12 protein-coding genes and 2 tRNA genes are annotated in these 13095 nt (G+C 38.4%); 2 read left to right on the forward strand and 12 right to left on the reverse strand.

The window, feature by feature from the left end; all coding sequences use genetic code 11:
* Position 1 precedes the first annotated feature (1 nt).
* Both DUT70_RS10430 and DUT70_RS10435 read right to left on the reverse strand, forming a co-directional pair.
* Positions 2 to 397, reverse strand: a complete 396-nt coding sequence (locus DUT70_RS10430) for a response regulator (protein ID WP_113647278.1) — start codon at positions 395 to 397, stop codon at positions 2 to 4.
* 108 nt (positions 398 to 505) lie between these two features.
* Positions 506 to 982, reverse strand: coding sequence for an Lrp/AsnC ligand binding domain-containing protein (locus tag DUT70_RS10435; protein WP_113647279.1), 477 nt, complete (start codon positions 980 to 982; stop codon positions 506 to 508).
* 212 nt (positions 983 to 1194) lie between these two features.
* Between DUT70_RS10435 and DUT70_RS21165 the strand changes: the two genes are divergently transcribed.
* Positions 1195 to 1304, forward strand: a tRNA-Asp gene (locus DUT70_RS21165).
* Positions 1305 to 1380: 76 nt separating this feature from the next.
* Positions 1381 to 1525 (forward strand) — tRNA-Asp (locus DUT70_RS21170).
* A 21-nt stretch (positions 1526 to 1546) separates the two neighbouring features.
* Here DUT70_RS21170 and DUT70_RS10440 read toward each other — a convergent pair.
* The 10 genes from DUT70_RS10440 to DUT70_RS10485 form a co-directional block, all read right to left on the reverse strand.
* Entirely contained in the window at positions 1547 to 2434 is an 888-nt protein-coding gene (locus tag DUT70_RS10440) for an HTTM domain-containing protein (RefSeq protein WP_113647280.1), read from the reverse strand.
* Positions 2431 to 2946, reverse strand: coding sequence for a hypothetical protein (locus DUT70_RS10445; protein ID WP_113647281.1), 516 nt, complete (start codon positions 2944 to 2946; stop codon positions 2431 to 2433). The genes DUT70_RS10440 and DUT70_RS10445 overlap by 4 nt, the downstream gene beginning before the upstream one ends.
* A 78-nt stretch (positions 2947 to 3024) precedes the next feature.
* On the reverse strand, positions 3025 to 4338 hold the full coding sequence (locus tag DUT70_RS10450) for an amidohydrolase family protein (RefSeq protein ID WP_113647282.1): 1314 nt from the start codon (positions 4336 to 4338) through the stop codon (positions 3025 to 3027).
* On the reverse strand, positions 4331 to 7369 hold the full coding sequence (locus tag DUT70_RS10455; protein WP_113647283.1) for an amidohydrolase family protein: 3039 nt from the start codon (positions 7367 to 7369) through the stop codon (positions 4331 to 4333). Before DUT70_RS10455 ends, DUT70_RS10450 begins: the two co-directional genes overlap by 8 nt.
* Before the next feature lie 130 nt (positions 7370 to 7499).
* On the reverse strand, positions 7500 to 10589 hold the full coding sequence (locus tag DUT70_RS10460) for a T9SS type A sorting domain-containing protein (protein ID WP_113647284.1): 3090 nt from the start codon (positions 10587 to 10589) through the stop codon (positions 7500 to 7502).
* A gap of 24 nt (positions 10590 to 10613) precedes the next feature.
* Positions 10614 to 11144, reverse strand: coding sequence for a hypothetical protein (locus DUT70_RS10465; protein WP_113647285.1), 531 nt, complete (start codon positions 11142 to 11144; stop codon positions 10614 to 10616).
* Between the two features lie 60 nt (positions 11145 to 11204).
* The gene (locus DUT70_RS10470; protein ID WP_113647286.1) at positions 11205 to 11564 is read right to left on the reverse strand and encodes a hypothetical protein; all 360 of its coding nucleotides are present in this window, start codon (positions 11562 to 11564) and stop codon (positions 11205 to 11207) included.
* Positions 11565 to 11724: 160 nt separating this feature from the next.
* On the reverse strand, positions 11725 to 11940 hold the full coding sequence (locus DUT70_RS10475; protein WP_128353347.1) for a hypothetical protein: 216 nt from the start codon (positions 11938 to 11940) through the stop codon (positions 11725 to 11727).
* Positions 11937 to 12416: a hypothetical protein gene (locus DUT70_RS10480; protein ID WP_113647288.1), complete on the reverse strand. Its 480-nt coding sequence runs from the start codon at positions 12414 to 12416 to the stop codon at positions 11937 to 11939. Before DUT70_RS10480 ends, DUT70_RS10475 begins: the two co-directional genes overlap by 4 nt.
* Positions 12417 to 12473: 57 nt before the next feature.
* Positions 12474 to 12875 carry a hypothetical protein gene (locus DUT70_RS10485; protein ID WP_128353348.1) on the reverse strand — a complete coding sequence of 134 codons (402 nt, stop codon included), beginning with the start codon at positions 12873 to 12875 and terminating at the stop codon, positions 12474 to 12476.
* Between the last annotated feature and the right edge of the window lie 220 nt (positions 12876 to 13095).

Genomic DNA, 13095 nt, shown 5'->3' on the forward strand with positions numbered 1-13095 from the left:
TCTAGTTTAACAGGTTTTGGATACTTTCTTTTAACTTGCCTGGATTAAACGGCTTTGGCATCAGCAAATTGAAATTGTAAGGCAATTTCTCCGCCAAATCTTCCAGCGAATAAGCTGCCGAAAGTAGTATGATTGGAACATCCCGATAATATCCACTTGTTTTTAGGCTTCGTACGAAGTCTAGACCATCCACATAAGGCATTTCCAAATCGGAGATGATCAGATCTGGCATATGGCCTTCATCCATCCAGCTGATTGCTTCCAAGCCGTTGTTGTGTATCACCAACTCGTAATCTTTCTTTAAAATAAACTCCAAAAGCTTGAGTACGGTAATTTCGTCATCAACCAGCAAAATCAGCTTTTTATCTCGAGGTGCTTTCCAATTTGGAGACGGCATATTCAGGACAATTTTTCTATTGTGTTTTAGAAAGAACTAAGCTATTAATAAAAACTCAATTATCATTCCTTTTTGTGATAATTTAGATACCTAAAACTCCAAATTTGTTTAGATCAATTCGATCTGCCTCTTAATACTTTCTTCCAATGAAATTAATGTTTCTGTTCTTTGGATACCCTTTACTGCTTGAATTTCCTCATTAAGCACATGCCGTAAATGATCTGTATCTCTACAAGTAATTTTTGCAAACATGCTATAAGCTCCAGTAGTATAGTGTAACTCTACCACTTCCTTAATTTTACTTAGTTGCTCAACCGCATCTTTATAAAGAGAGCCTTTCTCCAAGTAAATCCCTAAAAAGGCTGTGATATCGTAACCTGCTTTACGCGGGTCGATGATTAAATGTGAACCTCTGATGATTCCCATATCCGCTAGTTTTTTCATCCGCACGTGCACTGTACCTCCAGAAACGATCAATTCTTTGGCAATTTCTGTATAAGGTTTGGTGGCATCATGCATTAACTGCGTGAGTATTTGAATATCGAGGTTATCAATTTCTAAATTTTGAGTTTCCTTTTTTAGCATAAATTACATTTTTGTTAACAATATGTAAATATAAATGAAAATATAATAAAAATAAAATTAAATCATTAAAAAATTTGCAACATATTTGATGAACGTCCTATATTTGTATCAAGCAAACGCCAGTAGGCAGTAAGCAATTTACAGTTTCTAACAAATTATTTGCAGTTTGACAGCTGCCAATTGGAAACTGAAAACTTGAAATGATAAAAAAATGTAGGGTGGTGAAATTGGCAGACACACCTCCTTGTCTCGGTGGTAGAGAAATTGGGAAATCCGGTAACGGTACAACCACTCTATGAAGGTTCGACTCCTTCCCCTACAGCAATTTACAGTTCGAAGTAATCAATTCGCAGTTTTTAACTGCTCATTGAAAACCGAAAAACTGTAAACTAACAGAATGTTGGGTGGTGAAATTGGCAGACACACCTCCTTGTCTCGGTGGTGGGGATTATGGGATAAACGCAGTTTATGGGTTGACCACAAATTAATTTTTGAACTGTAGCTAACTACCCCTTGAAGGTTCGACTCCTTCCCCAACAGCCATTTTTATAAATAATAAGTTAGTTAAGGAAGCGGTTCTGGATTGAATCGCTTTTTTTTATTTCCATTATTTTTCAAAGACCATACCTTGCCCATTTTATCTACAAACAACAGATAGGCAGCCGCCATGGTCAGGCCAAAATCTGGGAGCGATAAAAATAAGGCTATAAAGATATGAAATATTAATCCGATAGGCACAAGCCATTTCCGCATTGTGCTAAACCAAATCAAAAATGGGAAGCCCAACTCAAAAAGCATGACCAGCCAAGAGGTGACTAAACACACTGTAGGGTTGGAAAACCACTGAGGTACCAAGTGCAAATTAGTATAGTATTCAAGCTCCCAAACTTTTTGCATAAACGACCCGTCCCACCAACTGCTTTTTAAAATTTTCCCATAACCATTTAAAAAGTACACGGCACAAATATTTATTTTCACCAGCAATACTGTGGCATTATTGAGCATCCAGCTCACTTGTTGCTTCAATGCTTTTTCATTCACAAAAATCAATGAGAATATAAAAAAATTGAGCAGCTTATCGCCACTATTGGTTGCCAAATAAAACAGACTTAAATAATTGAGGCTGATGATAAAGATGAGTATAGATAGCCATCGTTTTGCGGAAAGTACCGTTGCCGCCGCCACCACTATACAGGCTAAACCCCACCAAAGTTGTACAAATGAACTAAAAATGGGTAAAAACATCAGTTTCGAAAAGCTAAACCCTACGATTGTACCTTGTGCATTTGTGACATGATGATAAAACGTTTTTAGCTCTGGCCAAACCAATAGCATTTTCAAAAGCAGCAACAGGTAAACAGCCTTTCTAAACCAATAAAGATTGGCATTGCTATCCTTTTGGTTCATTAAACCAGTTTCGACGTCCGTTAAAAAACTTTGAACACGGCTCATGGTTGATATTTGAATTTAAAGATCGTTTTCACCGTTTCGGGTTGCCTAAACTTTTGCCGAACAATAATTTGGAGAGAATCTGGTTTTCTATTTTGATTGTGACTATAAAAAAGATGCGAGGTAAAGGCTTGAAATTCTTTGCTCTTCATCATTTGGGCATTTCCAGATTTGCGACCAATGCGCACTATTTTTTGGCTAAGGTATTTATCCAAGCGGTTATGCTTTAATGAGGCCAATCGTCCTTTGGAAACGTATTCTTCAAACAATGGCTCCTCCAAAAAATACCAATCCGTCCATTTTCCATCTTGGTAAAACCGATAACTGGTGGAGTAGGCTCTCATCGAAGCTTCGCTCACAAATAAAGTCCCCAAGCCAACAAAATTTCTGGCCTGTTGAAATTTTGGTTTCAGCACAGCGGGCATTAGTTTCTGCACAAATACAAAAGCAGAAAGAAATACTAATGCATAAACTGCAAAAACACCAGCAATAAAGATGATTACAAAGCGCTTCATTAGTTTCAAAACTAACAAAAAAATCCTCCTGTTGTGAGTGCACAAATCAGGAGGATTTTTAAAGTTTAATGGATATGTTTATTTAATCCCATACTTATCACTGAATTTTTTGTCCAGTTGTTTATGAAGATTATCTAAATTGATATCTCTACCTTGAATAAAAGCTTTTTCGATTTTGTTGCTTTTCATATCCAATGCATCGCCAGTAGACACGAACAAAGTAGCATCCTTACCTACTTCTAAGCTACCTACAGATTTATCAACGCCTAAAATTTTTGCAGTATTTAGGGTGATGGTTTGCAATGCTTTTTCTTTATCCAAGCCCCAAGTAGCTACGGTTCCAGCCATGAAAGGCAAGTTACGTTGTTGCCAAAAATCATCAATACTTACCGCTACGGTTACACCTGCATTATATAAAATTGCGGCGTTTTTATAAGGCATATTCACATCATCATCAATGTTATTTGGCAAAGCGTGTGGTTGTTTCACAATTACTGGCACGTTGTTTTGCTTTAAGAAATCAGTGATCAAATAAGCATCACTACCCCCAATTATTACTGGCGTAATATTGAATTTTTTAGCAAAGTTAACGGCAGCTACGATATCCTTTTGCGTATTAGCAGTGATATAAAGCTTTTGCTCACCTTTGAACAATTTGGCCATCGCTGCAAAACGCGTATTGGTTTCGGCAGGTTTTGCACCTTCGTTATATGCTTTTGCTTCGGTGAAGAAACTATTCAATTCTAAAATAGCATTTTGCGTACGTTCTGCCAATGACTCTGGAGAAAATGCACCCATTCGACCACCACCAAAACCACCTCTGAAACGAGGCGTTGCTGGCCATGAAACGTGCATTCCATCGTCTGTTTTAATGGCAGCATCTTCCCAGTTCCAAGCATCCAATTGAACAATAGATGAACTACCTGAGATAGCGCCACCACTAGGTCTAATTTGCGCCATTAATACCCCATTGGTACGCAAGGTTGCAGGCACTTTAGAATCAGTGTTATAAGCTACGATTGATCTGATGTGCGGATTTAGGTTTCCTATTTCCTGAAAATCCAAGGTTGCTTTGATCGATTCGTATTCTACCAAGCCCAAAGTGTTCACTGGAGCAATAAAGCCAGGGTAAATGTGCTTGCCATTTACGTTAATCATTTCACCATCATTGGCTGCAAATCTTACGGTAGTCGCATCGCCCACACCTGTAATTTTGCCTTTTTCAAATACTACGTATCCGTTATTGATGACCTGTCCATTTCCAGTATGCACCACACCGCCCAATAAAATTACTTTTTTGGATTGTGCCTTTGCTGGAGAAATATTTGCTTGAGCAAATGCTGATACACTAGCTGCAAGTGCTAAAAACAGGGTTAATATTTTCTTATTCATGGTGATGTCCTCCTTCTTCTGTTTGTATGGCTTCAAAACCATTTGAATAGTCGCTAGCAGTTTCACAATTGTACAAGGTAGAAGTCATGCCCATTGGACGTTGAGTTCTTCCGCCTTTATTTTTACTGTCTAACATTTTTTGAATCAATCTAGCTCTTTCTACTTGTTGTTGTTTTAGTTTTTGAGCATCTTTATCGATATCCCAATACAAAACACCATCTACAAAAGTTTTTTCCGCTTTGGCATAAATCGATAACGGATTGTCTGACCAAACCACTACGTCGGCATCTTTACCCGCTTTTAAACTTCCAACTTTATCATCAATATGAAGCATTTTAGCTGGGTTTAGGGTTACGAATTTAAAAGCTTCTTCTTCTGGTACACCACCGTACAATACCGCTTTACCCGCTTCTTGATTTAAACGACGAGCCATCTCTGCGTCATCAGAGTTAAATGCTGTAGTAATGCCCACGTTGTGCATGATTTTTCCGTTGTAAGGAATGGCTTCGGCCACCTCAAATTTATAGGCCCACCAGTCAGAGAAAGTAGAAGCTGCAATACCATGAGCTTTCATTTTATCAGCCACTTTATATCCTTCTAAAATGTGTGTAAAGGTATTGATTTTAAAGCCTAAACTATCTGCTACATGGATCAGCATGTTGATTTCCGACTGTACATAAGAGTGACAAGTAATGAAACGTTTATTGTTCAGAATTTCTACCAAGGCATCCAATTCTAAATCTCTACGCACATTATTTCCCTTCACTTTTAATGCCGCTTCATAGTCTTTCGCACGCGTAAAGGCATCTACAAAAGTTTGCTCAACCCCCATACGAGTTACTGGAAAACGTTGTCCAGTACCAAAGTTACTTTGTTTCACGTTCTCTCCTAAAGCGAACTTGATGAAACCATCTGCGCCAGCAAATTTCAATTCTTCTGGCAATTTACCCCAACGTAATTTAATCAATTGAGATTGGCCACCGATTGGGTTTGCCGAACCGTGCAAAATTTGAGAAGTAGTTACTCCACCAGCCAACTGACGATAGATGTTCACGTCTTCCGAATTGATGATATCTCCGATACGCACTTCAGAAGAAACCGATTGCGCGCCTTCGTTGATTCCGCCCGTACCTGCAATATGCGAGTGCTCGTCGATAATACCAGGCGTAACATGTTTTCCAGTCGCGTCAATTACTTTTGCAGAACCCGCAGCTAAGTTTTTACCTACGGCTTTGATTTTACCATTCTCTAAAAGTACGTCAGTATTTGGAAGGATGCCATCTTTTTCATTTGTCCAAACGGTCGCATTCTTTAACAATACCGTTTCTACTTTAGGTAAAGCTTCGTTACCGAAAGCTTGGAATGGATAAATTAGAGGTCCATTAGCCTCAAGAACAGGTTTAGGCTCCTCTCTTTTTGGCATTTCTTTAGCCGCTTCTTTAAAAGTAGCTGCCCATTTACCTTCGGTACCATCGCTTAAAGCCACTTCGCCTTTCATGGCAATTGGCGATTCGGAAGAAATGTAACCTATTAAACGAACATCTCCTTTAGGATTTTTCTTTAAGTTGAAGTTCAAAGTGATCCAGTCGCCGTTGCGTGCAAAGGTTCCTGTAGTTTTTACACTGTCAGCACCTGCTCTTTCAATGGCAGCCGTTGTAGGTCCTGTGATTTTTAAAGTCAATGTGCCAACGCCATCTACATTTAAATTGTAAACGCCTTTCAAATCGCTTACATCCATTTTGTTAACGATGTAACGTTTGCCTTGCACCCAGTTTTCGTGGATAATATTGCTGCTTTTGAATAAATTATCTGAGGTAATGAGGAAGTTGGCCAATTTACCTTTTTCAATAGAACCAACTTTATCGCTAATGCCCAACATTTTTGCAGGCACTTCGGTTACTGAAAGCAGTGCTTGTTTCTCGGTCAAACCGTTTTCTATCGCGGTGCGGATATTTGCCCAAAACTCACGGGTATTATCCAAACCAAAAGCAGTCAATGCGAAGTTAATTCCCGCTTTCTCTAAAACTCCAGGATTGGTTGCTGCCATTTCCCAAGCTTTCATTTGTGCCAAACCAATGTTTCTAGCTTCTGCTGGATCTTCTACATCATAGGCTTTTGGATAAGCAATTGGAATGATCAAGCTTGCGCCAGTTGCCTTAACGGCATCAATACGTTGATACTCGTCGCCGTTTGATTTAACGATATATTGTTTGCCAAATTCTTTACCAATTTTATCGGCACGTAAAATATTCTGCCATCCATCGGCCTCAAAAATTTGAGGTAAGGTTTGTTGTTTGTTAAATTCCTCTAAAGAGATATTGTACTCTTCTTTTTGTCCTTTATACCAAGCAGCATCTAAATAGGTTTGACGCAATAATGCAATGGACCCCATTAATGAAGTTGGATAGTCGTTTGAAGAAGTTCCTTTGTTGAATGAATAGTTAGCAGCAGTTTGATCTTTCAAAAAAACCTTGTGCTCAAACTCATCATTTAGCGTTACTGCTGCAGAGGTTCCTCGAGCAATACCATCACGGTTGATCACGTTTACACTACCAAAACCAGCTTTACGCAATTCATCTGCTTTTTTGTTATCGATCGCAAAAATGGTTCTTACTTCTGTTTCTGGTCTAATGGCCGCATTCCAGTTGTAAGGTCCTTTTTTAGTGGTGGTAAAAATAGATTGACGTTGACCGCCAAAACCGCCGCCTCGTTGCGCTGCGCTTGGATCTGCAGCAATACCATAGCTGGTAAAAGCGTCAATTAACGAAGGATAAATGTATTTTCCTTTTAAGTCGATCACCACGTATCCTTTGGGAATTGCAGTGCCGCTACCCACTGATTGGATCACTTGGTTTTTAATCAGCAACGTACCATTGCTGATGGTTTGGTTGGCGTTGACCACAATAGTTGCATTGGTTAAGGCATACTGCCCCGACCGCACATCAGCAGAGCCGTTTACAGGAAACGTTTGTTGCGAAAATGCAAATACAGCAGAAAACACCAACGCAAGCGCTAGTAAAATTTTCTTCATGTTGTTAGTTAATGTTTTAGAAAGCTTAAAGCTATTTATAAATCAGAACTTATAGATACTATATCTTACTTTTTACAAAAAAAGCCATTCCTATTTGGAATGGCTTGTGGCTTCTCGGTGTTTAAGGTCGTTAATGCGAAATCACGACTTGTTGTTTTTTCACATTTTTACCCTCATAAATATGTAAATAGTAAATTCCATTAGGGATATCCGCCACTTGTAAAACTATTTCTCTGCTGTTTGCATTGACTTTGCCTGCTTTTAATATTTTACCTTTTTCATTTAGCAGTTTTACACTAAAAATATTTGAACCCATCTTTTTTGCACTACCAACATCTTCTACCAATTTTTGACTAATTTTTAGTTCGCTGCTGCTGGGGTTGGGATAAACCATATAAGGGTAACCACCAATACAACCATAGTCAACCACGGTAATAGGTATTTGGGTTTGTGAAACACCACATGAATTAGTTAAAGAAAAAGACAGAATAAACGTTCCTGTTTCATATACAAATAAATCTATTCTTGGACTTCTTTCACCCAACATCATATAACGTGGAGTGGATCCATCGGTTCTCCTCAGTTTCCACAGATAATTAGCTGTAAGCGTTTGGTTAGAGGAGAAAATATTTCCTCCAGTATTTGGACATATCGGCCCTCGATCGTAAATAACCAAATAATTACCCGGCTTAACATATTTACTTGTTGTTACATTGCCGCAGGGGGTAGTTATGGTGGCCGTAATAACAGCGGTTTCTGCATAGCCAACTTTGGTGAATGTTGCGGTATTGCCCGAAGCCGTATAGCTAAGCACCCCCGTTGGAGCAACACTCCAAGTCACCACAGACCCAGCTGGCAGGTTGGGGATGGTATAAGTTTCCGAGCCACAGATTTCATAGGGGCCAGCAATAGAAAGCGTACTAGAGCATATCTTTGCACAATCAAAACCTGCATCTTGCCATTGCAAAATCCAATTTGCCGACGGTAGGGTATAGGAAATATGTAATTGGTTTTGTTGAGGGGCATAATAGTCCTTTACACCTGTAGGGGTTAGGCAATTTACAGTTTCACACAGGTTCTTGTTAAGGTTAGTCCATGGGTTTGATATGGCTAAAGAACTTACTGTTGGCACAAAACAAAAACGGGGCTGCAACACGCTTGACCTGATGCCCTCAAAAAACTTTGGCAAGTTGTTTTTAATCAAGTCCTCGCTCACACCAAATTCTTCCAAATCATATAAACCTCCCTGTGCATTATCTAATGGCAGCATACCCGAAACAGAATTTATCCTTGTTTTCATGATGTAACTGGTAGAGTTGATTAACCATACTAATTTTCGTTTGATGAAAATATCACCCCTATACAATTCCGCTATGCCGCTTGAAGGCACTGCGTTGATGCGAAAGTCTAAATTGACAGATGTTTTAGTAGATATTAAACTTAAAGGAAACTGAATTAGTAGGCTTAATGGATTAACGTTACCTCCATAAACCACAAAGGGTGCTACAGGAGCAATAGCTGTCATTACTGCCGAGCGCCACAATTGCCCGCCATATGACATTGGTCGTCCTCCTATCATCTCAAATATGCGACTATTGTCTGCAAATACTTTTGAACCATTGCAGGCGCCATTACTTAGGGTTAAATTTTTGCTATTTAACGGCCAGCCCATATTATTAAGCTCAGTATAAAAATTCGTATATGCGCTATTATCTACCACTAATTTATAATTTAAAGGGCTTAGCAAATAACGCTGTATCAGCATTTGTTTTGCTGCAGGAGAATTAAAGCTATTGTTTGCCCGCACAATTTCCGGAAACATGTCTTCCCATTTAATACTTTCTAACCAAGGAAATGATGAAGAGAATGTTGGGGTTAACAATTTAATAGGGGCAAGATGCTGTACCGCCGCCTGTGCGCCCACTGGCACATTGGCGCCATGGTGAGGAGTATCATGACTAATGAACAAGCGGGTTTCATGCGCTATACTATTAAGCTCCATGTTACGCAAGGCATAGCGTGCTACCAAGCCACCCATACTTAAACCAATAATGACATTTTGTTGCCTACTACCGCCATAGGTAGTTTTACGGCTGTTTACAATGCTTATAACCCGTTGCAACAGATAGGCATTACGCTGTATATAATCTGTGGCGTTAGCAAAATTCAGGAAAATCAAATCGTATTCGTGCGCATTGTCTAGACCATCATTGAGATTATCGGTTATTCTCTCTGTAAAATTTCGAAAATTATACCCATTATCTATATCAAAACCTTCTACCACAATTAAAGGTTTGCGTATTTGTCCAGTGGTATTGCCCTCGGCCAGTTGAATAGTAATATCGCCTGTGGCAAACTGCCCTAGGTAGCTCGTGGTGGCCGTTACAATTTCGTTGGTAGTGGTTCGCCAACCACCAAATCTAAAAGTCTGATTATTGCTCCCATTGATTAAGGTATTTCCCTCCAACTCATCTGGTTGTGGGTACACCAACAGCTTGGTGTGGGCATAATAAGTACTGGCATCGGTATAGGTAATGCGTATGGCAATGTCAATAAAGCCTTCTTGCGCAAAACTAATGGCATAAGGGGTATTAAATGGCACCGTTTGGTAGTTGGTGGCATCACCTGTGGCAATGGCAATATGATTAATTGTCTTGCCTGTATTGCTAAAGAACAACTCGGGCCTAAAAATAACATTATTGGCACCCAATACTGCAGCCTGGCGTATGGGTGCCACAGCAAAAAGGTTATTGTTTTGATATGGGCTTTGTAAACGATTGGGCACATCGTACAATTGGTCGTTGCTTACCCTTAGCAAATTGGCACTAACGGCATCACTACACAAGCTATTGTAGTTATAATGCAACACCGCAAAGCTAATAGGCTGGTTCATGCCAATATAATTGAGCACACGATTATTGATGGTATCCAAACGGAGCATATTGGCAGGGCTCTTAATCTGTGAGCTATATAAACTAGCGTACAACAAACGCCACTCCTGTAATCCGACAAAATTGCTGTCGGCTAACAGTGCGCCATTATAGTTGGCAAGGTTTAAAAACTCAACACCATACTCGCTTAGCAAACCAGAACTGATTTGGTTCCTGTCTACACGCTGAAAAATATACTGCGACTTACCATAATAACTGGTAGTGTCCTGTGCAAGGGCTTGGTATGCCCAACACAAGATAAGGCTTAGCAAAAGGTAGATTTTTTTCATGATGATTGACTTAGTTTATTAAGGTTAATAATATCTGATATCGAAACGGCCATGGGTAATTTTCAATACACCGCATTTATCGGTTGGTATATCACACCAAAAGGTGCCAGATATGATCTTCTTGTCAGTATCTATTCTAGTAAATATTACTTCTCCGTCCGTTGATTTGGATTCTGATATTCCATAACCTCCAGTAACAATGGAACAGTTCTTGTCAGTCACATATAAAGCAAAGCGCCCGTCTGTACCATTTAAACGAAAGCTAGTATTATTACCTAGGCTTTTAATTTGTATTTCGAATCTTTCAAATGAGTCTGACAAGATTACAGAACCTTTAATTCTTAATATATCTTTATAGAATCCTCCATCTATATTCATTTTTTTTGTTGCAATCCAGTTTATGCCATTTACCTTACAGGCAAACATTATAACTCCAGTTTGGGTGGCTTTTGGTAGGCCATCGGCATCCAAATTATTGCGTTTTTTACAGCTTAAACTGGTTAACAGTATAAAGCAAATGGCTAAAGGAGATAAAATTGGTTGAAGTATTTTCATGATGTAGTTGTTTTTAGGTCACTCTATTTTTAAATCAAACCTGCCTTGAGTGGCATTAAATCAGTGATTTTCACACGAAGATTTGTAGGTTCCGGTACTAAGGTAAATTTTATACGGCTCGTACACGGCTGGACAAGCAACAGGCTTATTTGCCGCAACTTCATCATCAATAAATTTAGTGTAGAAGCTGGTTTCTACCTTGTGAAATTCTTGCGGGACATTTAAGAGTTCAACGATATTTGGTACAATCTTCCCGTTCTGGTCCGTTACTTCCTGATCCGAGAATTGAGCCGCTATGCCTTGACAAGCAGAACTTAAGGTCGTGACTTTATAGCAATTATTATTCTTATCTTTGCTACAAGCGAACAAAAGGACAAACAGTGCGCCTAAAGTTGTTAATTGAAGTATAAATAGTTTCATAATTTATTTGGTTTACAATTTTCGTAAAGCTTGAGCACATTTACTTTTGTTGTAGGAAGCCCTCCTATATCGCAAAAATTCCCATCTCCAAATTGACCTACTATTTGATATTCTACAGAGATTGTACTACCTTCATTTTGCTTATCCGAAGGCATATTTCCTACCAGTACACAGTTGTTGTAAGTAGGTTAGCTGCACTTGCATCTATCCATACATTACCAACATTCTCAGGTTTCAAAATCTGGACAATTGTACCTCCGCAAGTGATTTTGATAATTTTTGCATTATTACAATACTGTTCAACAGCTTCTCCTTCCTGCTTGGCACAAGAAAACAGTAACAACATTAGCATAGTATAAAATAAATTCGTTTTCATTTTTTAATTATTTCTTTGCCTTCAACATCATATACCACCATTAATTTTGGATTCATTATAGTTGTGTTACAAAGGGTAAATTCATCTTCTGTTTTTAATGGTCTCATCTTAAATTCAAGCTCACTTCCAACTGCTTGATAATTCTCTGGTAGGGTAGCGGTATAAATAGAATCGTATTCTAAGCTATTATATACTTTTATAACTACAGGAAAACCGAGGCTACTAGTACAGTCCACTGTTTTTCTTTTTACTACTCCTTTATACGTCACTTCATCGTTAGTCTCTTTACAAGAAAGAGAAAAGGCAATCAACATACTAAAAGCCATTAGCTGAACCTTTTTCATAGTATATAACTTAGTGATAAGCGAATTAAAAGCCTGTTTACTTTCTTCTTTAAGATGGTCTACCTTACCAAGTAAGACTTTTCGTGAAGACTCAGCCACACTGTTTACGTCTTTAAATAGATTTTTTTTCATGACTCATTTGTTATTAATAAATAGATAAATATTTAGATTGGTTACATAAATCACTCTTTACTTACTACCTATTTCATTAATACTTTTAAGCTCTATATTTAAGCTAAAAGCATCCGCCGTTTCGGGCAGGAGTTCTATCTTTCCGCTAAAACCTACTTTAAAATGATCGCCAATTGCTATCGCTCGAAATTTATCTTTTGGGAAATTGCACACCTTTAACGGGAGAGAGATTCCCTCTACATTAGTATTTATAAGATAAAAACCTCCTCTTCCTTCAATAGTCACTCCAGTGATGTTATTTGAGTAAATCAATGTAGCCGTCTTGTTTTCTACAGCAATTATTTGCTTTCCAGTGAGATTGCATTTTGGCAATTCTGTACTCACTTTGCCTTTTTTACAGCCCTCTAATCCTAGAACCGTTAGGCATAAAAAGGATAATAATGTCATTAAATGTTTCATAATCATGAATAATAAAGATTATTTGCCTGTAAGGATAAAGCTAGATTACGATTCGAAAGTCTGCCTTTAGAAAGACGAACTAAGGTTAGGATTAGGAATTTTCATATCGGCGATGTTTATTTATTATAAAGCTAAAAATCAATTATTTAAGATCCAACAACCTATATGTTTATTTTAAAATAACTTATTTTTTTCACAAAAAAAGCCACACTTTTAAGTG

This window comes from Pedobacter chitinilyticus (genome assembly GCF_003313385.1).
GTDB lineage: Bacteria > Bacteroidota > Bacteroidia > Sphingobacteriales > Sphingobacteriaceae > Pedobacter > Pedobacter chitinilyticus.